The sequence below is a fragment of the Yoonia maricola genome (assembly GCF_002797915.1).
Classification (GTDB): domain Bacteria; phylum Pseudomonadota; class Alphaproteobacteria; order Rhodobacterales; family Rhodobacteraceae; genus Yoonia; species Yoonia maricola.
In genome coordinates this window covers 643853-665680 of the sequence record NZ_PGTY01000001.1, presented here as the reverse complement: position 1 = coordinate 665680, position 21828 = coordinate 643853, and the positions used below count along the sequence as shown (strand labels likewise).

Genomic DNA, 21828 nt, shown 5'->3' with positions numbered 1-21828 from the left:
CAAGTAATTGTGAGACGGTGATGAAGATCGATCCAAAAGTAAATGACGCCAAGCGCCGGGTTAAGCCCGGTATCATCGCACGGCTGCGTGGTAATTTTCTGGCAGGTCTGATCATTGTAGCACCTATCGGGCTGACCATCTGGCTGATCTGGACAGTCGTGGGCTGGGTCGACAGTTGGGTTTGGCCCTTTATCCCCGATGCCTATCAACCGACGGCCCTACTGAATGACATCCTGGGTCGTGAACCTGGCAATGAGATTGAAATCAACGTGCGCGGTGTAGGCGTTGTCATTTTTCTGGTGTTTACGATGCTTGTGGGCTGGATCGGCAAAGGCTTGATCGGGCGGTCTTTTATCGGGATTGGTGAGCGTCTGGTAGACCGCACACCTGTTGTGCGTTCCATTTATAACGCTGCCAAACAAATCGCCGAAACCGTATTCTCGCAACGCGAAACATCTTTCGATAAGGCCTGTCTGGTGGAATACCCCCGCAGGGGTATATGGGCCATCGCCTTTATCTCAATCAATGCCAAGGGCGAGATTGACGCAAAGCTTAACGATGGCGAACCTTTTGTAACGGTGTTCTTACCTACAACGCCTAACCCAACGTCGGGGTTTTTGTTGTTTTTGCCGCAACGCGATGTGCAAGAACTTGATATGACGGTGGAAGACGCAGCAAAGCTCGTGATCTCGGCTGGTCTTGTTTATCCCAACGGCAAAGACGCCGTTGAGATCACAAACCCGACCGCATAACGCATGATCACCCCTGCGCTTACGGGCTTTTCAACCGCTGCAGCTTTTATCCTCGCGATTGGTCCGCAAAATACCTTCGTTTTGCGTCAAGGGCTTGCACGCTCTCATGTCTTTTGGCTTTGCCTGTTTTGTGCCCTATCTGATGCCATTTTGATTACGGCGGGTGTGGCGGGCTTTGGCTTTATTGTGCAAATGTTCCCAGCATTGCCCGTGGTCATGACCTGGGGTGGCGCTGCGTTTTTGGTTGTCTATGGGTTCATGCGGTTTTGGGCGGCGTGGAAAAACATCTATGCCGTGGAAATCACCGGGCAATCTGTCGGGCTGTGGGCGGCGCTTATGACCTGTGCCGCGTTCACATGGCTGAACCCACATGTCTATCTTGATACGCTTGTCTTGATCGGGGCGATTTCAACCGAATTTCCCTTGCTCAGCCAAAAAATTGCCTTTGCTGTAGGAGCGATATTGCCGTCATTCCTGTTTTTCTTTGCCTTGGGCTATGGCGCACGGTTGTTGGCCCCAGTGATGCAATCAGCCCGCGCGTGGCGCATCCTTGATATCATCATCGGCCTTGTCATGTGGGCGCTCGCTGCCAAATTGCTTAGCTGAACATCGCGGTCAGGTTGACGGAGCTACGCTTGCCAAGGTCTTGCTTGTGATTTTTCAGGAAGGTGTCACAGGCTGCCTCGCCTGCCTCTTTCAGGCGCTGGATGATCACGGCTGTGGGGATGGTTTTGGTCGCCACGTTCAGATTATTCATCAGCGCATCATCGGCAATCATATGGACAAGCACATCCTTCATGGTGCCGCGCTTGATCGCCCCTTCAGCAAGCAGCCGTTTGACAAACTCAATCGCGCGCAGTTCGCGCAAGAGAGAGCTGTTAAAGCTGATCTCATTCACCCTATTCTCAATCGACTGACTGTCGATGGGCAGGTCTTCGCGGTAAAGCGGGTTGATGTTCACGATCAGAATATCGTCGGGCAAGCCATTGGTAAACAAGGGATATAGCGCAGGGTTTCCGCTATATCCGCCATCCCAGAATGCCTCGACCTTGCCGGTGGCGGGGTCTTCAAATTCGACCGCCTGAAACAGGCTCGGCAAACAGGCAGAGGCCATAATCACCTGCGGCATGATCTCTTCCCCGGTGAACACGCGGATTTTGCCTGAACGAACGTTGGTTGCACAGATATGTAAGGCCGGACCGTCCGTTGCGCAGACGGCATCATAATGAAATTTCTGCACGATGCTGGCCAATGGGTTCTGCATCGCCGGGCCGTAAACATATGGGGACAACATGCGCGTCGTTATGTCGAATGCAGTGTAGACGGGCGAGTATTTCAATGCCTTCGCCCAAACCTCTGCCGTGGGTGTGGCCGCGCTGATCCACGGCGCGAACGCTGGATCGGTGACGCCGCCGATTTGCGCCCAAAGCCATTCAAGATTTTCAAGCGCACCGTCCCGGCCATTCGCCACCCAGCCGGATTTCAACGCCGCTGCATTCAACGCACCCGCAGAGGTGCCTGAAATCGCGGCAATCTCGATGTCATCCTCATGCAGCAAACGATACAGCACCCCCCACGTAAACGCGCCATGCGCGCCACCGCCCTGAAGTGCGAGGTTGATCTGTTTCACAGCGCGGTCCAACCACCGTCAACGCTGATGGTGGTGCCGGTGATCTGGGCTGCCGCATCAGAACATAAGAAGGCAACCGTGCCGCCCAATTGTTCGACAGTGGCGAATTCCTTGGACGGTTGGCGTTCCAACATGACGTTCTTGATCACGTCTTCGCGCGACATGTCATATTCTTTCATGGTATCAGGGATTTGTGCCTCGACCAACGGGGTCAGGACATAACCGGGGCAAACAGCGTTGCAGGTGATTGGCTCTTGCGCGGTTTCCAGGCCGATGGTCTTGGTCAGGCCCACGATACCGTGCTTGGCTGCGACATAGGCTGATTTATAGGGCGATGCCGTCAACCCATGAGCTGATGCAATATTCACGATCCGGCCATAGCCGCGTTCGCGCATGCCCGTGACTGCGGCGGCGGTTGTATGAAAGGCCGAGCTAAGATTGATGGCAATGATCGCATCCCACTTAGCTGTCGGGAATTCCTGCACCGGGGCTACGTGTTGAATGCCAGCGTTGTTGACCAAAATATCGCATCCACCTGCCTCAACCACCAAACGGTGGCAATCATCTGCTTTCGACATATCAGCGGCCACATATTTCGCTTCAACACCCGTCACTTTGGCAATTTCGGCGGCCAGCGTATGATCTTCCTCGCGGTCGGTGAATGAGTTCAGCACCACATTGGCGCCCGCCTTGGCCAATTCGCGCGCAACTCCAAGGCCGATGCCCGAGTTTGATCCGGTAATAACGGCGGTTTTTCCTGATAATGACATGGTGCGGCTCCGATTCTGATGCGTTGCGACTCACTTTATATGCTGCAACTGCGAAAGCCACGATACGGTTCCGTGAGCCATAAAAAAAACGCCCGCACAAGGCGGGCGTAAAGTTATTGAGGCAGGTTTCATACAGGCAAGAAACCTATCGAGCAGTACCCTTGTTATAAGCAATCCCTCGCCCGCCTCCAAGCTAAAAGTTTGAAAAGGTTGAAAACCCTCTTTACGGTTTGGTCATAAATAAGAAAGCAGCAGTGAGGGGCCCTAGAAAATGACACGTCTATTTGCCAAAAGAACATCCGCGATCGCGACCGCACTGGCCGTAACCTTGGCTACAAAAATGGCGGTGGCAGAACCACAGCACGGCATAGCTATGTATGGTGACCCTGCCCTACCACCTGATTTTGTGTCCCTACCCTATGCCAACCCTGACGCCCCCAAGGGCGGTCGGATTGTCACCGCAGAGGTCGGCAGCTTTGACAGCCTCAACCCGTTCATCCGCAAAGGATCGGTTCCATGGCAGCTGAGATACTTCTTGGGCGAAAGCTTTATGGGCCGGTCATTGGACGAACCCTTCTCGCTTTATGGTGTTTTGGCCGAATCGGTCGAGACCGGACCGAACCGCGAATGGGTGGAATTCACACTGCATGAAGAGGCCGCATTCTCGGACGGGAGCCCCGTCACCATCGAAGATGTGATGTGGTCGTATGAAACATTGGGTACCGTGGGCCATCCCCGCTATCTGGGCTTCTGGTCCAAGGTTGAAAGCCTTGAACAAGTTGGCGACCGCATAGTGCGTTTCACCTTCAACGTCGAAGATCGCGAACTTGCCTTGCTTGCAGGCCTGCGCCCAATCCTGAAAAAGGATCAATGGGACGGCGTTGATTTTGCCGAAAGTACGACCGAGATCGTACCGATCACGTCTTCGCCCTACATCATTGATGATTTTGATCCCGGTCGCTTTGTATCGCTGCGCCGGAACCCGGAATACTGGGGCGCTGATGTGCCGTTTCGCGTTGGCACCAACAACCTTGATGAGGTCCGTTTGGAATTTTTCGGCGATGAAACCGCCGCGTTTGAGGCATTCAAGGTGAGCGAAGTGAACGCCACCCGCGAATTTAACGTGGTTCGCTGGGACACCCGCTATGATTTTCCTGCCGTGCAAAGCGGTGATATCGTCAAGGAAGTGATTGAACATCAACGCCCGTCCGGCATGACAGGCTTTGCAATCAATACGCGCCGCGAACATCTTGCCGATTGGCGCGTGCGAGATGCGTTGATCCATGCGTTCAACTTTGAGTTTATCAATGAAACGATGACCGGGTCGGCGCAGCCGCGCATTGCCTCTTATTGGTCGAATTCACCCTTGGCGATGGACAGCGGCCCGGCCACGGGCCGTGTCGCTGAATTCCTGGCGCCTTTCGCCGATGATCTGATCCCCGGCACCCTTGAAGGCTATGCCCTGCCCGTCAGCAACGGATCAGAACGCAACCGCGCAGGCACGGCCAAGGCGTTTGAGATGTTCGAGGCCGCAGGTTGGACCATTCAGGATGGTGCCTTGCGCGATGCCGACGGCAATGACTTTGAACTGGAAATTTTGCTCGACCAAGGTTCAACGGAGATGCAGTCGATCATTGACCTTTATATGGAGTCGCTGTCGCGCATCGGGATCACGCCTGTAGTGACAGTCGCTGATAGCGCCCAGTTTAAGGAACGTACTGACGCCTATGAATTTGACATGGCTTATTATCGGCGCGCTTTGTCGCTGTCGCCCGGCAACGAGCAGTACGACTATTACGGGTCAGACAGTGCCGACCAAGTCGGTGGGCGCAACCTAATGGGCGTTCAGTCCGCCGCCGCGGATGCCATGATTAACCACATGCTGACATCAGACAGTCAGGATGACTTTGTCGCGGCTGTCAAAGCACTGGACCGGGTGCTCACCGCGGGGCGCTATGTCATCCCGATCTATCAGTGGAATATCAGCCGGATTGCGCAGGTCAAAGAGCTGAAGCACCCCGACTATATTCCTATCTTTGGCGATTGGCCCGGTTGGCAACCCGATGTGTGGTGGTACGAGGAATAGCCGGTTTGATCCGCACTGTCGTAGAGTTGTTACATTCGGCGACTAGGCGGGCATGACGCAATATGAAGGCCCAAGATGAATATCCTTGTTCTGTGCACCGGCAACTCTGCCCGTTCCATCCTGCTTGAATCCATCCTCACCCATCGTTCCGAAGGCCGCATCAAAGCGTGGTCGGCAGGATCAAAGCCAGCAGGTAAAGTGCATCCACAATCTCTTGTCCTTTTGGCCGAGAAGGGGTTTCCGACAGATGGTCTGACATCACAAAGCTGGGATGACTACACCGCCCCAAATGCGCCAGTGATGGATGCCGTCATCACCGTTTGCGGATCGGCGGCCGCCGAGGAATGCCCCTATTGGCCGGGCGCCCCTTTGCGCGCGCATTGGGGGGTTGAAGATCCAGCCGCCGCAGCCCCGCAAGAGCAACCTGCCGCTTTTGCCGAGACTTATGCGCTTTTGTCTGCGAAAGCGGCTGCATTTCTTGCACTTCCGTTTGAAGAAATGACACAAGAGGATTTGCAGTCAGTCTTCAATCGGATCGGGTCTTAATGATGCAAAAGCTATTGGCCGAGGGGCTGGGCACGGCATTTCTGCTGATTGGTGTTGTAGGGTCCGGCATCATGGGTGCCGCTCTTGCCGACGGGAATGTAGCGATTGCATTGCTGGCCAATGCGATTGCGACGGGCTGTATTCTTTATGTGATCATCACAACACTGGGTCCGATATCTGGCGCGCATTTCAACCCAGCTGTGACACTCGCCTTTTTGTTGCGTAAAGAAATCAGCATGGGCGAGGCGATCCCTTATGTGATCGTGCAGATCGTTGGTGGTATCTTGGGTGTTTGGGCCGCACATATCATGTTCGACCTCAGCATTTTGCAGACCTCTACAACGGACCGTACAGGCGTGGCGCAATGGTTCTCGGAAATCCTTGCCACTTTCGGCCTGCTTTTTGTGATCTTTGGCGGCATCAAAAACCGACCCGATGCGGTACCGACCCTCGTCGCTCTCTACATCACGGGCGCTTACTGGTTCACGTCATCGACCAGTTTTGCGAACCCGGCTGTCACTATCGCGCGGGGGTTTAGTGATACATTCGCAGGCATCAACCCGGCACATATCCCGATGTTTATCATCATGCAGATTGTGGGCGTTGGTCTTGCAGCACTGATCTTGCCGCGCTTGTTCCCGAAAGACTAGTTCAGTGATGTGACCCAAAGGATCGTTGCATCCTCAGCGCTGATTGATACCACGTTATGCCCCATTGAGGCGTCGTAATACGCGCTGTCACCGCGCTTCAGATCGAACGGTTCATAAAATTCGGTATAGAGCCGGATTTGCCCGGTCAGCACGTAAAGAAATTCTTCGCCGTCATGGCGCACCCAACCTTCAAAATCCTCAACATTGCGCGCGCGGACGCGGGTTCGATAGGGTAGCATTTTTTTGCCGGTCAATGTTTCCGCCAAAAGCGCGTGTTCATAGGTGGTCGTGACTTTTTCAGCCTCTTCACCGTTACGCGTCACCGCCATGCGCCCGTTCACCTGCCCCTTGGATGGCGGCGTGAACAGTTGCGGGACAGAGATTTCCAAACCCACCGCCAGTTTCTTGAGCGCATCATAGGTCGGCGACATCTGCCCGTTTTCAATCTTGGACAGGGTCGAGCGCGCCAACCCAGCCTGCTGTGCGGCCTGTTCCAGCGTCCAGTCGCGGGCTTTGCGCAGTTCGCGCACCCGTGCACCCAGATCAAGCGGTTGCGCCACACCGCTTTCGCCACTTTCATGCGCGATGCGGATCAGGTTCTTGGGATCAGTCTCTGCCATAAACGTGTCATAAGCAGCGCTTTGACATCTTGCAACCGGGCTATGGGCGCTGCGCTTTATTGCAGGTTTCCCCTTCGCTCAGACGTGATAGACGAAAGGGAACACAGTATCGCACATGGGAGAGCCGCATATGGTCAAGCTTGATATTATTTCCGACCCAATCTGCCCGTGGTGCTATATCGGCAAGACCAACCTTGATAAGGCGCTTGCGCAGTTTCCCGATCATCCCTTTACCATCGAATGGCACCCGTTTCAGTTGAACCCCGATATGCCCGTCGAAGGCATGGACCGACGCGCCTATCTGGAAGGCAAGTTTGGCGGCAAGGAAGGGGCAGTGAAAGCCTATGCGCCGGTGGTGGAACATGCCGAAAGTTCTGGCGCGCATATCAACTTTGATGCCATCAAAAAGACCCCCAACACCATCGATGCGCACCGCCTGATCCATTGGGCGGGGATCGAACAACGGCAATCTTTTGTCGTTGACCTGCTGTTTAAAGCCTACTTCGTCGATGGCCGCGATATTGGCGATCATGAGGTGTTGGCCGATATTGCCGACACCGCTGAAATGGATGCGGCGATGGTAACGAAACTCTTGGCTTCAAATTCGGACACGGATGATATCCGCGCCCGTGACAAGCATAGTCGCGAGATGGGTGTAAACTCGGTCCCGACATTTATTGTGGCCCAGCAACATGCCGTGCCCGGCGCGCAACCACCCGAAATGTGGGTTGATGTGATCAAAGACATCATGGACCAGATCGCAGCCGCTGAATGAGCGCGAAAAAACCTCTCAAGCCGCTGCCTCAAGCCGAATTTATCGCGCTGATGGCGATGGTCGCGGCAACGATATCTTTTTCAATCGACGCGATGTTGCCGGCCTTGCCCGATATGGGCGCGGCCTTGTCGCCAGATAACCTCAATCAGGCGCAGTTGATCATCACCAGCTTTGTGCTGGGCATGGGGATCGGGACCCTGTTTACCGGCCCTCTTTCCGATGCCTATGGCCGCAAGCCTGTGATGATCGGTGGAGCAGTCGTTTATATTCTGGCCAGCGCGGTGGCATGGCAGGCCCAAACGCTTGAGGTGATGCTGGTCGCCCGTTTGGTGCAGGGGCTGGGCGCAGCCGGGCCTCGCGTGGTCGCGCTCGCCGTGGTGCGTGATCTTTATGCTGGGCCAGATATGGCGCGCATCCTGTCCTTTATCATGATCGTCTTCGCCCTTGTCCCCGCCCTAGCCCCGACAATTGGGCATTACATCATCGTCCAATTTGGCTGGCATGCGATTTTTATCGCCTTCATGCTGTTTTCAATGATCACAACCGTTTGGATGTTGCTGCGACAACCTGAAACGCTCACCCCGGACAAACGGCGCCCGTTGAGTATCACCGCCCTTTCCGGTGCTGTGGTCGAGATGTTCATGCATCGCACGGCGCGCCTGTCTATTCTGGTTCAAACGCTGACATTTGGCATGTTGTTCAGCATGTTATCGTCAACGCAACAGGTGTTTGATGAAACCTATGGTCAAGGTGATGTGTTTCACCTTTGGTTTGGCGGTATCGCAGTACTTGCCGCATCAGCAGGGTTTGTGAATGCAAAGCTTGTCGTGCGGTTAGGTATGCGGGCGATTATTCGCGCGATGTATATCGGACAGATCGGGGTGACCGCAGGCTTGATTGGCCTGCTGCTATTGGATGTCCCCAATGTGATCGGTCTTGCAGCCTATGCGTTCTGGGTGATGTGCAACTTTTTTCAGGCGGGTTTGACGATTGGGAACCTCAATGCGCTTGGGATGGAAGAAATGGGGCATATCGCAGGTCTGGCGGCCTCTGTGATGGCTGCTGTTGCGACGATTGGCGCTGTGATCATCGCGGTGCCGATTGCCTTGCAGTTTGATGGCACACCCCTGCCCAATGCAATTGGCACATTAATCCTTGCAATATTGGCCCTGTGGTTGACCACAATGATCAAACGGCCGGGTGAGGCTTGATCCACAGGCCCTAGCCAGCCTTTTTCTTTTCTGCTGCCAGCTTTTGCGCAAGATCGCGCGCAATGTTGAACGCGCCTTGGATCTTGTCACGTTCCTTGGCCCAGTCGCGACGTACGACGATCTTGTTGTCCTTGACCTTGGCCAGTCCGTCCTGCGCCTCAATAAACTCCACCAACCCTTTGGGAGAGGCGAATTTATCATTGTGGAATTGGATCGTTGCGCCCTTTGGCCCCGCATCGAGCTTGGCAATCCCGGCCCGCTTGCACATCGCCTTGATGCGCACAACCAGCATCAAGGTATTCACCTCGCGCGGCAGTTTGCCAAAGCGGTCAATCAACTCGGCGGCGAAGCCTTCCAATTCAACCTTCGTCGTCAGTTCCGACAAGCGTCGATAAAGCCCCAATCGCACATCCAGATCAGGCACATAGTCTTCGGGGATTAGCACGGGCACGCCGAGATTGATCTGCGGCGCCCATTGCCCGTCATCAATGATCCCTTCCGCCTGACCAGAGCGGATGGCGGCGATCTGATCTTCCAGCATTTGCTGGTACAGTTCATACCCCACTTCGCGCATCTGGCCAGACTGTTCTTCACCCAGCAGGTTGCCGGCGCCGCGAATATCCAAATCCTGAGATGCGAGGGTAAACCCAGCCCCCAGCGTATCAATCGACCCCAGCACGCGCAGACGTTTCTGCGCCGTATCTGTCAGTTTCTGACGTGGTTTCGTCGTCAGATAGGCATAGGCACGGGTCTTTGACCGGCCCACCCTGCCCCTGATCTGATATAGCTGGCTGAGGCCGAACATATCTGCGCGCCAGACGATCATCGTGTTCGCGGTTGGGATATCGAGGCCGCTTTCAACAATGGTTGTGGCCAGTAGCAGATCGTATTTACCGTCATAAAAGGCGTTCATACGGTCATCAAGTTCGCCCGCAGCCATCTGGCCCGTCGCAGATATGTAAGATACCTCAGGCACCTCGCGTTTGAGGAAGTCTTCCATCTCGGCCATGTCGCTGATCCGCGGCACGACCAAGAACGACTGCCCACCGCGATAGTGTTCGCGCAAAAGCGCTTCGCGTACCGTGATCGTGTCGAATTCGCTGACATAGGTGCGGATGGCCAACCGATCGATGGGCGGCGTGCCGATGATCGACAGATCGCGCACCCCGGACAGCGATAGTTGCAAGGTGCGTGGTATGGGCGTCGCAGTCAGCGTCAGCACATGCACATCGGTACGCAATTGTTTCAACCGCTCCTTATGCTGAACACCAAATTTCTGTTCTTCATCAATGACTAACAAGCCAAGGTTCTTGAACCGTACACTTTTGGCCAGCAGCGCATGAGTACCAACAACAATGTCCACCGTGCCCTTTGTCAGCCCCTCGCGGGTCAGGTTGGCATCCGTGGTCGACACAAACCGCGACAGCGGGCGTACGTTCACAGGAAAACCCCGGAACCTTTCGGCGAAGTTCTGATAGTGCTGGCGTGCCAGCAGCGTCGTTGGCGCGATGATCGCGACCTGCACCCCTGAAAGTGCCGCAATAAAGGCCGCTCTGATCGCAACTTCGGTTTTGCCAAAGCCAACGTCGCCGCAGATCAGACGATCCATTGGTTTGCCTGATCCCAAGTCAGTCAGAACGTCTTCAATCGCGGCGAGCTGATCATCGGTCTCAACATAAGGAAACCGCGCCAAAAACTGGTCCCACAGCCCATCGGGCGGATCAAGCGCAGGTGCGGTACGCAGTTCGCGTTCCGCCGCGACCCGGATCAGCCTTTCGGCAATCTGCCGGATGCGTTCTTTGAGTTTCGCTTTTTTGGCCTGCCATGCACCGCCGCCCAGCTTATCCAGTAACCCGGTTTCATGCCCGTATTTGGACAGCAGCTCAATATTCTCAACCGGTAGATAAAGCTTTGAATCTTCGGCATATTCCAGCAGCAAGCACTCATGCGCCGCACCGAGGGCCGTGACGACCTCCATGCCCGTATAGCGCCCAACGCCGTGGTCGACATGGACCACCAGATCACCTGGGCTGAGGCTGTTCGCTTCGGATAGGAAATTCTCGGCGCGCCGTTTGCGTTTGGTCTGCCTGATCAACCGGTCGCCCAGCACATCCTGTTCGGAAATCACCGTCAGACCGGGCGCTTCAAACCCATGATCCAGCGCCCAAACCGCGAGATGCAATCCACGTTTGCCGACGCGGCTGAAGTCCGTCACAGTGATGGCCTCCGCGACACCCTCGTCTTCGATCAGCCCTTCCAGACGCTCGCGCGCACCTTCAGAGTAGGACGCAATGACCACGGGACCGCTATCCATCTTGGTCTTCATATGATCGGCCAACGCACTGAAAAGGCTGATTTTTTCCTGCTGACGTTCTGGCGAGAAATTCCGCCCGATGCGCCCACCAGCATCAATAACGCCGGGTCCGGTGGCTTGCTTGAGAGGTGAAAACTGCATCACGCGGCGATCCGCAATGGCCGCCTCCCAGGATGCATCATCCATATAGAGTAATTCCGGCGGGGCTGGCTTATAAACGCTATCCATCCGCCGCTTTTGGGACAACGCATGCATCCGCGTGCCATATTGGTCGGCGATACTGTCCCAACGGGCGACACGCATTGGGGTCATCTGATCATCAAGGGTGACCGTCGCCTTGGGCAGATAGTCAAACAGCGTTTCTAGATCGTCTTGGAAGAAGCCCAGCCAATGCTCAACACCGGCATGTTTGCGCCCGGCTGAAACCGCCTCATAAAGCGGATCATCGGTGCCCGCGGCCCCGAACTCTAAACGGTAGTTCTGCCGAAACCGGGTGATTGCCTGCTCATCAAGGATCACTTCGGACACTGGTGCGAGTTCAACCTCGGTCAGTTTTTCGGTGGTCCGTTGGGTTGCCGGATCAAAGCGGCGCGCCCCGTCCAACACATCACCAAAAAGATCCAATCGGACCGGGCCAGATTGCCCCGGTGGATAGATATCAATGATACCGCCGCGCACGGCATAATCGCCAGGCTCCATCACCGTAGGGCTTTGGGTAAAGCCCATGCGGACAAGGAACTGGCGCAACGCGTCTTCATCCATCCGTTTGCCAACCGTTGCCTTGAACGCGGCCTCGCGCAGCAGGCTGCGCGCAGGCACGCGTTGTGTCGCGGCAGACAGCGTGGTCAAGATGATGAACTGTTCGGGCATGCCATGCACCAGCGCAGCCAATGTCGCCATACGCGCTGCCGAAATATCGGTGTTGGGCGATACCCGATCGTAGGGTAGGCAATCCCATGCAGGAAAGACGAAAACAGGTATGTTAGGGGCAAAAAACGTAAGCGCCGCCTGCATCGCGGCCAGCCGCTTGTCATCACGCGCGAGATGCAAAACGGGTGTCCCCTTGCCCATTTCAGCAAGGATCAGTTGTGCGTCATACCCTTCGGGCGCGCCGCTGACGGTGATGTGGTTGGGATCTGGCATGCCGCTGACCTACCCTGCGCGCTTGTGGTGTCAACCGGTTAGAACAGCACTTGCGATGAAATTGCGTAATACATGCCGTACATCGCGGTAAAGAACAGCGCGATCATCGCAATCACCTGCGTCCAGAGCCGCACCAGAAATAGCCGTCTGACAAGGGGCCGTCCCGTCAAAGGGGCCGCGTCAAGCTGTCGGGCCAATCGCAGATTGAGGATAACAACCAGTGTCAACGGTGCGGCCAACATGAAAAGTCCTTGCCCTAGCTCCAACCCATAGACAAAGCCTACAACACCCAAGGAACAGAGAAAAAAGCCAATCAACCCCGCTATTGCAGCGCCAAAAACACGATCTGTCCAGATAATCCGGCGCACATTGATATCGACCAGCGCCTCAAGGTCGGCCAATTCCGCCTCGGCGCATTTGCGCGCCCGAAACAGCATATCGAACGGGATCCCAATCAGCCAATTTCCGGCAATTGACCAGGTTACGATGACAACAAGCCAATACCAAAAGCTGGTGAATGTCTGTAGTTCAATGAGGCGCAAAATGGCCAGCGTCCAGTCCAAGGGGTATTCCAATGCTCGTTGTCGTGTTTGGCGGAACCTAGCGTCCCGTTGGCGGCTTGCCCAGCCTTGTGATGCCGCAAAATCCATGCCACCAATCAAGCATCACGAAAAGAGGCCGCCGCTCATGAAACCCACTATCGCCCCCTACCCCGCGACACGGCTACGCCGGATGCGGCAAAGCCCGGCTTTGCGCGCGCTGGCCCGCCAGAATACGCTGACTGTGGATGATCTGATATGGCCAGTTTTTGTGATGGACGGCAAAGACACTGAGACGCCTGTGGCCTCCATGCCCGGCGTTGTGCGCCGCACGGTTGACCGCGTCGCACTGGCTGCGAAAGAGGCGCAATCGCTGGGTATTCCTGCGATTTGTCTCTTTCCCTACACCAGTATGGACGCCCGCACCGAAGATTGCGCGATGGCGTGGGATTCGGGCAATCTGACCAATCAAGCAATTCGCGCGATCAAGGACGTCGCCCCAGATATCGCTGTGATGACCGATATCGCGCTCGACCCCTATAACATCAACGGCCATGACGGGTTTGTTGAAAACGGGGAAATCGTGAATGACCGCACAGTTGATGCGCTTGTAAAGATGGCGCTTGCACAGGCCGAGGCTGGCGCGGATATCCTTGGGCCGTCCGATATGATGGACGGGCGCATTGGCGCGATCCGCGCAGCGTTAGAGGCAGACGGTCATCAGAACGTCGCCATCCTCAGCTATACGGCCAAATACGCCTCTGCTTTCTATGGGCCCTTCCGTGATGCCGTTGGTGCTTCGTCTGCGCTGACGGGTGATAAGAACACCTACCAAATGGACCCCGGCAATAGTGATGAGGCCTTACGGCTTGTAGAGCGCGACCTGTCCGAAGGGGCCGACATGATCATGGTCAAACCCGGCATGCCCTATCTGGATATATGCCGCCGGGTGAAGGACAGCTTTGGCGTACCCACCTATGCCTATCAGGTGAGTGGCGAATATGCGATGCTGCAGGCAGCGGCCCAGAACGGATGGCTGGATGGAGAAAAGGTGATGATGGAAAGCCTGCTGGCTTTCAAGCGCGCAGGTTGCGATGGGATACTCACCTATTTTGCGCCTGAGGCTGCAAAGTTAATGCAGACCTAACGCCGTTCCTATTGCGATCCGCACATCAGCTATTCTTCCACCGTGATTGTTACCACTTCGCTCATCACTGGTGGATCATGAGGGACGTGCGTCCAATCACCTAACAGCAACTGTAGGGTATGGGTGCCTGCGGGCAGATCCTTTGTCACCTGTGTTTGCCCACCGCCAAAGTGCACAACCTGATCGGTCGCTGGCAACCCGGACTCCATATCCAACGTGCCAGGGTCCGTATCGATCAAAAGGTGATGATGGCCAGTATTCTCAACTTCAACATCTGCGGGGGCCACGCCCATGCCTTCAAGCCCAAAAACGATTGTGACGGGGTTGCTGACAACGGCGCCGTCGGCAGGTGATATGATATAGACTCTGGCATCTTCAGGTGCTGCGCTGCGGTGTCCGTCAGCGAATGCAGCTACGCCGGCGAAACAGATGCTTGCGGCGACCATTAGTGTATTCTTCATTGTTTCCTCCATTCGAATGATCAAAAGATCAGTAGAAAAGGTAGCTCAAGCACACGATCCGGCAACTCGCTCGGTGTTTACCTTCCTGCGTGACACATCGTCTGCGCTGCCTTATAACACTGTACATAAGGGGCGAAAAACGTCTCCATCACAGGCAAATAGGCGGATATATCATGAAACATCTTTCAAGGCGCAGCTTCGCGCTGGGTAGTTTGGCAGCATCGTCGCTTGCTGCATGCAGCAACGGCATCGGCAGCCCCGGTGCGGCCACGATTGACGCGCGCGTTGACACCACGCTGGAAGGCATGTTCGCAGAGTTCCCCGGAACACGCGACCTGGCGTCACGCGCTGCCGGGACCTTGGTTATGCCACTGGTGACCGAAGTCGGGCTTGGGCTGGGTGGTTCCTTTGGGCGTGGCGCGTTGCGTGTGGGCTCATCGACGGTCGATTACTACTCAGCCACATCTGGCAGTGCCGGTTTGCAAATCGGTGCGCAGCAATTCAGCCATGTGCTGTTTTTCATGACGCCCGAAGCATTGCTGGAGTTCCGTCGTGGGCCCGGCTGGGCTGCGGGCGCGGATATTGAATATGCGTTCCGGGATCAAAGCGAGATGCTGCGCGCGGAAACAACAACGTCGCTTGCGCCAGTGATCGCGGTCGTGTTTGCGCAGACCGGTCTGCGCTTAGGTGCGACGCTGGAAGGCACCAAATACACGCGCATCATTCCTTAAGCACGTAGTCGCGTTCCGACGGGGTCAAACGGTGGCTCCGTCAGAACGACGCCGCGATGCGGCTTGCCAAGGATCATGACGTCAACAGTGGTGCCCGGTTTGACATTCCTGAGGTAGCCGAGCGCGAGTGATTTTTCGACACTGTAGCCGTAGGTACCTGATGTTACTCGCCCGATAGGAGTACCATCAGGCAGAAAGATTGGCTCGCCACCGGTGGCATCAGCGGTCGCGATGTCGTGCACCTCAATCAAGGACAGTACTTCGCGTGGGGCATTATCTTTGATCTTCAGGTATTTGTCTTTGTTCAAAAAATCCTTATCAATCTTAATCAATCGGTCCAAGCCAACTTCTTGTGGCCAGTATTCCGGTGAATATTCACGGCTCCAACTGCCATAGCCTTTCTCGATGCGCAAAGACATCAACGCGCGCGACCCGACCGGCCCTGCGCCCATCTCTTTACCGGCCTCAACCAAGGCATTGTAAAGCTGCAATTGGTCGGCTTGCGCGCAATGCAACTCCCACCCAAGATCGCCGGTGAATGAGACGCGCAAAGCAACCACCTGAACACCTGCGACAGTGATGCGCTGCGAACGCATGAAAGGAAAAGCCTCGGTGCTTAGGTCCGCATTGGTCAGGCCTGCCAACAAGGCGCGCGATTGCGGGCCGGCCACGTTAAAGCCGCACATTGTGTCAGTGTGACTTTCAAAGGTAGTCCCTTCTGGCAATGGGACCTCTTTCCAGAACCGCTGATGATATCGTTCAGCGGCACCGCCACCGATGATCATGAATTCATCATCAGCCAGTCGGGTTACGGTAAAATCCCCCGCGATCCCGCCGTTCACACCAATCAGTGGGGTCAGGCAGGACCGTCCGACCGCCTTGGGCATGTTGTTTGCGAAGACAGCGTTCAGCCAATGCGCAGCACCTGGACCCTTCACCACGTATTTGGCAAAGTTTGAAATATCAATGATCCCAGTCGATTGGCGCAACATGCGGGCCTCTTGCCCCACGGGTTCAAACCAGTTTTGGCGTGTGAAGCCGTTGGTATCCGCCATACCCGGCGTATCAGCAAACCATAACGGATGCTCCCAGCCATAGTTCAACCCAAAGACAGCACCCATTGCTTTTTGAATTTCATAGACGGGCCGCGTTCGCACGGGCCGCCCCGCTGATCGTTCTTCGTTGGGAAAGTGGATGGCAAAGCGTTTGGCATATTGGTCGCCCACCCGCGCCTTGGTGAACTTTGCATCGGCCCAAGGGCCAAACCGTGCCACATCCCAAGCGAACATGTCATAGTCGCTTTCTCCATTGATGATCCACTGGGCAGCCATCAAGCCCATGCCGCCAGATTGGCTGAACCCCGGAATAATGCCGTTGCAGCAAAAGTAGTTTTGCAAATCGGGGTGCGGGCCATAAAGCACGTTGCTATCCGGTGACCATATCATCGGGCCGTTGATGACCCGCTTGATCCCCGCTTCACCCACTGCTGGCACACGGTCTATGGCGCGCATCATATTGTCCTCAATACGCTCCAGATCATCAGCGAACAACTCATGACCAAAACCCTGCGGCGTGCCATCTTCGGCCCAGAAGCGCACATCCTTTTCGTAGGCGCCCACCAATAGCCCCTGCCCTTCTTGGCGCAGGTAGTATTCTCCATCACGGTCCGCGACTGATGGTAAACGGCGGTCCATCGCCGCAATTTCAGCAATCGTTTCGGTGACGAAATACTGATGTTCTGTCGGCAAAAGCGGCAGTTCAATCCCTGCCAGCTTGGCCACTTCGCGCCCCCAGAGGCCCGCAGCATTGATCACCCATTCGGTCTTGATAGCGCCCTTTGGTGTTTCGACGATCCAAGAACCATCAGCCTGCGGAACAGTCGCGGTCACCGGCGTAAATCGGTAAATCTCTGCTCCTTTCTGGCGCGCGCCAATGGCGTAGGCATTCGTTACACCAGATGGGTCCACGTTGCCGCCATCAGGTTCAAACATGATGCAGCGGACGCCGTCATAATCCACCAATGGATGCAGACGCTCTGCCTCTGCCCGATCAACCTCGTAGAAATTCATCCCATAAAACTTGGCCTTCGCGGCTTGCAGCCTCAGCTGATGCTCGCGTTCTTCGGTCTGCGCCAAGTAAAGCGAGCCGGGTTGGAAAACGCCGCAAGACTGTCCTGTCTCATCCTCCAACGTGTTATAAAGGTTCATGGTATAGTGCTGGATGCGGCTGATATTGGTACTGTCATGCAGCCCATGAATGTTGGCTGCTGCGTGCCATGTTGATCCCGATGTCAACTCATCTCGCTCCAGCAGCACCACATCCGTCCACCCTAGTTTCGCCAGATGATACAGGATAGAACAGCCGATCAGCCCACCTCCGATGACAACGGCTTGGGCATGGGTGCGCATTCAGGAAACCTTTCGTTTGATGACCTCTTGAGCGTCTGCAATGGTGCGTCAAAGCGATAGCCATTCACCGACACGGCATGTCGTTTTCTGAACCGACTGTGGCTTTTTCAGCGCCATATTGGTCTGAGCAAGACAGGAGTGAAGTCCATGAAAACCACTACCCAAGCCCTGATTATCGGCGGCGGCGTTGTCGGCGCATCGGTCCTTTATCACCTGACCAAATTGGGTTGGTCTGACGTCATGCTTGTGGAACGGTCCGAGCTGACGTCAGGGTCGACTTGGCACGCCGCGGGCGGGTTTCACACGCTGAATGGCGATACGAATATGGCGGCTTTGCAGGGCTATACCATCAAGCTGTATCGCGAGTTGGAAGAGATCACGGGCATGTCTTGCGGCCTGCACCATGTCGGTGGTGTGACCTTGGCCGACAATCAGGACCGGTTCGACATGCTGGTCGCAGAACGCGCCAAGCACCGCTATATGGGGTTGGAGACCGAAATTGTTGGTCCCGAAGACATCGCCAAGATCGCCCCAATCACCAACCTCGATGGTATTGTCGGCGGGCTCTATGACCCACTTGATGGGCATCTGGACCCATCCGGCACGACCCACGCCTATGCCAAGGCCGCGCGCATGGGCGGGGCCACGATTGAACTGCACACCAAGGTGATCGAGACAAACCAGCGCGCCGATGGCACCTGGGATGTGGTGACAGACAAAGGCACCATCCATGCCGAACATGTGGTCAATGCCGCAGGGCTTTGGGCGCGGGAAGTGGCCGCGATGGCAGGCAGCTACGTGCCGCTGCATCCGATGGAACATCAGTATATCGTCACGGATGATCTACCCGAGATTTATGAGCGCGCCGCCGAGCATCCGCATGTGATGGACCCAGCAGGTGAAAGTTATCTGCGGCAAGAAGGGCGCGGGTTGTGTATTGGGTTTTACGAACAACCCTGTGAACCATGGGCGGTTGACGGGACACCTTGGGAGTTCGGGCATGAGTTGCTGCCTGACAACCTCGACAAAATCGCTGACTCGATTGATTTCGCATACAGGCGCTTTCCCGTGTTGGAGCGTGCGGGTGTGAAATCTGTCATCCACGGCCCCTTTACCTTTGCCCCTGACGGCAACCCATTGGTCGGACCCGTTCCCGGTTTGCAAAACTACTGGTCTGCTTGTGGCGTCATGGCGGGCTTTAGCCAAGGTGGCGGCGTCGGCCTGATGCTGGCGCAATGGATGGTTGAAGGCGAATGCGAGCGTGACGTGACGGCAATGGATGTGGGGCGCTATGGCAAATGGATCACGCCGGGATATACCCGGCCCAAGGTGATCGAGAACTACCAGAACCGATTTTCCGTCAGCTATCCCAATGAAGAACTGCCCGCCGCGCGACCGCATCGCACCACGCCGATGTACGATATCTTCAGCGATCTGGGCGCCGTCTGGGGACATCAGTTTGGCCTCGAGGTGGCGAATTACTTCGCCCAGAACGGCGAGCCAGAGTATGAAACACCCACCTTCCGCCGCTCCAACGCCTTTGCTGCGACCGCACGCGAGGTAAAAGCGGTGCGCAGCGGTGTTGGCATCAATGAGGTGCAGAATTTCGGCAAATTCGCCGTCACAGGCACAGGCGCACGCGCATGGCTTGACCGGATTATGGCGGGCCGGATCCCGCCGCCGGGGCGCATGTCGCTCACGCCGATGTTGTCGCCCAAAGGACGGCTTTGGGGGGATTTCACGGTGTCTTGTCTTGCGGAGGATATATTTCAGATCACCGCCAGCTATGGCGCGCAGGAGATACACCACCGATGGTTCATGCAGAACGCCCACCCCGACGCACAGGTCGAAAACATCTCTGACAGGCGCACAGGGTTCCAAATTGCGGGACCCAAGGCGCGTGATCTGCTCGCCGCTTGCACCCGCGATAATGTGACGGACCTTAAATTCATGGATGTGCGCCGTATGACAATCGGTCAGGTGGCCTGCATCGTGCAACGGGTCAGCTATACTGGCGATCTGGGGTATGAGATTTACTGCGATGCAATGGACCAGCGCCAACTATGGTGGTCGCTTTGGCATGCGGGGCAATCGCTCGAGATCACACCGTTCGGCATGCGCGCGATGATGTCCTTGCGGCTGGACCGCTTTTTTGGCTCTTGGCTGTCAGAGTTTTCACCTGACTATACAGCGGCGGAAACCGGCATGGATCGCTTCATCAGTTTCAAGAAGAACGTCGATTTCATCGGACGGGCCGCGGCTGAGGCAGAACGCGCCAATCCCCCTGCCCGCACCACTGTCGTGTTCGAAGTGGACGCAGATGATGCAGATGTTGTGGCCTATGAGCCAGTGTTCATCGACGGCATTGTGCAGGGTTTTTGTACCTCCGGCGGATATGCGCATCATACAGGAAAATCCATCGCGCTGGCCTTGGTGCCGCGCGCCTTGGCGACCAGTGATCTGGAAGTCGAGATTGAGATCATGGGCCAATTGCGCAAAGCCAAACGCATCACGACGCCTTTGTTTGAACCTGATGGAGCGGTGATGCGCGGATGATCCCAATCCTGATCCTTGCTGCAGGGCAATCGTCACGCATGGGCACGCGCGACAAGATGCTTGAGGATGTCGATGGTGTCCCACTTTTGCGCAGGCAAGTGCGCATGGCCTCTGCGGCGGGAGAACCGGTCTATGTGGCGCTACACCAAAAAGCCGATTCAAGGCACGACACGATTGCTGACCTTGACGTTAGAATCCTAACCGTTCCGCAAGCCGATGAGGGCATGTCCGGCACGATGCGCGGCGCCGTGGCGCAATTGCCGAAGGCACCTGCCTTTATGATCCTGCTTGGTGATCTGGTCGCTTTGGAAACATCTGATTTGAAGGCTGTTCTGGACGCGCGCGCAACGCATCCCGCCCATGTCATCTGGCGCGGCACGACGCAGGATGGCAAACCGGGGCATCCGATCATCTTTGATGCGTCCTTGCGCCCGGACTTTGCGGATCTGTCTGGTGACGGCGGTGGTGAAAGCCTTGTCAAACAATTGCACGACAGAACCCATCTCGTGCCCCTGCCCGGCAATCGCGCGCGCCTTGATCTGGACACGCCCGAAGACTGGGCGGCCTGGCGCGCGTCTAAGGTTTGAACAACAGCTTGGCTTCGCGGCGGCTGAGGGTGCGGCGGGCTGCACCATAGGCGGCAACCCCTTCGGCCGTTTCAAGCTGGGGGAACAGCATGAAAAGCTCTTCGCGCTGTTCGGCATCAAACCCTTTGAGTGTAAGGTCAGCCGGTTGAAAGCTTTCGCTCCACGCCCCGTTTGACAAGACAATCTCGTGATTTTGGCACATGATATGAATGTAGGTGACATAGGGCTGACCTGTGACCTCAACCCCGTCCATCGTCAGCATGTGGCGCGCGGCGACCAGAACCTCCGATTGGCCAAAATACAGCTCTGCCGGATGCGATACGATCAGCATACGGTGGCTGGGCGAAACCAGCATATCACGGTCGGGCATATTGTTGCCAAGCGCGCCCGCCCGGATCTTGATCGGGCGCAACTGTGGTGCGGCATTGAGTTCTGCAAAATCAATACGTTTTGTGCCAACCCAGCTGACCGTCTGGATGCCGTTGTCACGCGTCAGAACCCGGTCACCCGAACGCAGCCTTTCAACAGGCACTTCGCCCTTTGGCGTAGCAATCGCTGTTCCGGGTGTAAAGCAGGGCACAACCCTGTCAATTTCGGAAAAAGTGATCGTGTTGCCATCTGTAAATGTGACGATACCCGCATCAGGGTTCGCCTTATCAAAAGTGACGTAATCGATATCGTCCTTGATGAGGGTCAGCAGGTTGAGTCCTGCATCATCAACAACGGACGTGCTTGTACCTGCCTCGATTATCGCGAGGTCTGTCTTGGAACCGGTCACAGCCTGTCCGTTCCGGAAATGTGATGTATCATCGCACTACTCTGTCATATTCGTCGGGCCGCCAATCAAGACGGTCGATATTCACTCATAAACCAGACCTGCTAACAGGTCTTTCGCTGGGTCC

Annotated in this window: 19 protein-coding genes; 11 read left to right on the top strand and 8 right to left on the bottom strand. The window is 55.9% G+C overall.

From position 1 onward, the window contains the following. The first annotated feature begins 20 nt into the window (after positions 1-20). Together BC777_RS03345 and BC777_RS03340 are read left to right on the top strand one after the other, a co-directional pair. A complete protein-coding gene (locus BC777_RS03345; RefSeq protein ID WP_100366730.1) occupies positions 21-752 on the top strand; it encodes a DUF502 domain-containing protein in 732 nt (243 codons plus the stop codon). A gap of 3 nt (positions 753-755) precedes the next feature. After that, positions 756-1358: a LysE/ArgO family amino acid transporter gene (locus BC777_RS03340; protein WP_100366729.1), complete on the top strand. Its 603-nt coding sequence runs from the start codon at positions 756-758 to the stop codon at positions 1356-1358. Here BC777_RS03340 and BC777_RS03335 read toward each other — a convergent pair. Next, positions 1351-2382, bottom strand: a complete 1032-nt coding sequence (locus BC777_RS03335) for a patatin-like phospholipase family protein (RefSeq protein WP_100367977.1) — start codon at positions 2380-2382, stop codon at positions 1351-1353. The two genes, BC777_RS03340 and BC777_RS03335, sit on opposite strands and share 8 nt — an antisense overlap. Then, on the bottom strand, positions 2379-3152 hold the full coding sequence (locus BC777_RS03330; protein WP_100366728.1) for a 3-hydroxybutyrate dehydrogenase: 774 nt from the start codon (positions 3150-3152) through the stop codon (positions 2379-2381). Before BC777_RS03330 ends, BC777_RS03335 begins: the two co-directional genes overlap by 4 nt. Positions 3153-3423: 271 nt before the next feature. Between BC777_RS03330 and BC777_RS03325 the strand changes: the two genes are divergently transcribed. From BC777_RS03325 to BC777_RS03315, 3 genes are all read left to right on the top strand, one after another. Further along, positions 3424-5238 carry an extracellular solute-binding protein gene (locus BC777_RS03325; protein WP_100366727.1) on the top strand — a complete coding sequence of 605 codons (1815 nt, stop codon included), beginning with the start codon at positions 3424-3426 and terminating at the stop codon, positions 5236-5238. A 75-nt stretch (positions 5239-5313) separates the two neighbouring features. Beyond that, positions 5314-5784 carry an arsenate reductase ArsC gene (locus BC777_RS03320; RefSeq protein WP_100366726.1) on the top strand — a complete coding sequence of 157 codons (471 nt, stop codon included), beginning with the start codon at positions 5314-5316 and terminating at the stop codon, positions 5782-5784. 2 nt (positions 5785-5786) lie between these two features. Further along, the gene (locus tag BC777_RS03315) at positions 5787-6434 is read left to right on the top strand and encodes an aquaporin (RefSeq protein WP_100367976.1); all 648 of its coding nucleotides are present in this window, start codon (positions 5787-5789) and stop codon (positions 6432-6434) included. Here the strand turns inward: BC777_RS03315 and BC777_RS03310 are convergent. Then, positions 6431-7054, bottom strand: coding sequence for a helix-turn-helix domain-containing protein (locus BC777_RS03310; RefSeq protein ID WP_100366725.1), 624 nt, complete (start codon positions 7052-7054; stop codon positions 6431-6433). The genes BC777_RS03315 and BC777_RS03310 overlap by 4 nt on opposite strands. 130 nt (positions 7055-7184) lie before the next feature. Between BC777_RS03310 and BC777_RS03305 the strand changes: the two genes are divergently transcribed. Further along, the gene (locus BC777_RS03305; protein WP_100366724.1) at positions 7185-7829 is read left to right on the top strand and encodes a DsbA family oxidoreductase; all 645 of its coding nucleotides are present in this window, start codon (positions 7185-7187) and stop codon (positions 7827-7829) included. Next, positions 7826-9040, top strand: coding sequence for a multidrug effflux MFS transporter (locus BC777_RS03300; RefSeq protein ID WP_100366723.1), 1215 nt, complete (start codon positions 7826-7828; stop codon positions 9038-9040). Before BC777_RS03305 ends, BC777_RS03300 begins: the two co-directional genes overlap by 4 nt. 10 nt (positions 9041-9050) lie before the next feature. Here BC777_RS03300 and mfd read toward each other — a convergent pair whose 3' ends face one another. Continuing rightward, a complete protein-coding gene (gene mfd / locus BC777_RS03295) occupies positions 9051-12497 on the bottom strand; it encodes a transcription-repair coupling factor (protein ID WP_100366722.1) in 3447 nt (1148 codons plus the stop codon). Between the two features lie 38 nt (positions 12498-12535). Beyond that, positions 12536-13060, bottom strand: coding sequence for a hypothetical protein (locus tag BC777_RS03290; protein WP_100366721.1), 525 nt, complete (start codon positions 13058-13060; stop codon positions 12536-12538). 124 nt (positions 13061-13184) lie between these two features. On the opposite strand from BC777_RS03290, the gene hemB reads away from it, so the two are divergent. After that, on the top strand, positions 13185-14183 hold the full coding sequence (gene hemB / locus BC777_RS03285) for a porphobilinogen synthase (RefSeq protein ID WP_100366720.1): 999 nt from the start codon (positions 13185-13187) through the stop codon (positions 14181-14183). 29 nt (positions 14184-14212) lie between these two features. On the opposite strand, the gene BC777_RS03280 is transcribed toward hemB, so the two are convergent. Then, a complete protein-coding gene (locus BC777_RS03280) occupies positions 14213-14644 on the bottom strand; it encodes a DUF4399 domain-containing protein (protein ID WP_100366719.1) in 432 nt (143 codons plus the stop codon). A gap of 173 nt (positions 14645-14817) precedes the next feature. Between BC777_RS03280 and BC777_RS03275 the strand changes: the two genes are divergently transcribed. Next, positions 14818-15375, top strand: coding sequence for a lipid-binding SYLF domain-containing protein (locus BC777_RS03275; RefSeq protein WP_100366718.1), 558 nt, complete (start codon positions 14818-14820; stop codon positions 15373-15375). Here the strand turns inward: BC777_RS03275 and BC777_RS03270 are convergent. After that, positions 15372-17783, bottom strand: coding sequence for a GcvT family protein (locus BC777_RS03270; protein ID WP_100366717.1), 2412 nt, complete (start codon positions 17781-17783; stop codon positions 15372-15374). The genes BC777_RS03275 and BC777_RS03270 overlap by 4 nt on opposite strands. 147 nt (positions 17784-17930) lie before the next feature. Here BC777_RS03270 and BC777_RS03265 point away from each other — a divergent pair, with 147 nt between their 5' ends. Both BC777_RS03265 and BC777_RS03260 read left to right on the top strand, forming a co-directional pair. Further along, on the top strand, positions 17931-20339 hold the full coding sequence (locus BC777_RS03265; RefSeq protein WP_100366716.1) for a GcvT family protein: 2409 nt from the start codon (positions 17931-17933) through the stop codon (positions 20337-20339). Beyond that, positions 20336-20926: a nucleotidyltransferase family protein gene (locus tag BC777_RS03260; protein WP_100366715.1), complete on the top strand. Its 591-nt coding sequence runs from the start codon at positions 20336-20338 to the stop codon at positions 20924-20926. The genes BC777_RS03265 and BC777_RS03260 overlap by 4 nt, the downstream gene beginning before the upstream one ends. On the opposite strand, the gene BC777_RS03255 is transcribed toward BC777_RS03260, so the two are convergent. Beyond that, on the bottom strand, positions 20916-21704 hold the full coding sequence (locus BC777_RS03255) for a Hint domain-containing protein (protein ID WP_100366714.1): 789 nt from the start codon (positions 21702-21704) through the stop codon (positions 20916-20918). The two genes, BC777_RS03260 and BC777_RS03255, sit on opposite strands and share 11 nt — an antisense overlap. Between the last annotated feature and the right edge of the window lie 124 nt (positions 21705-21828).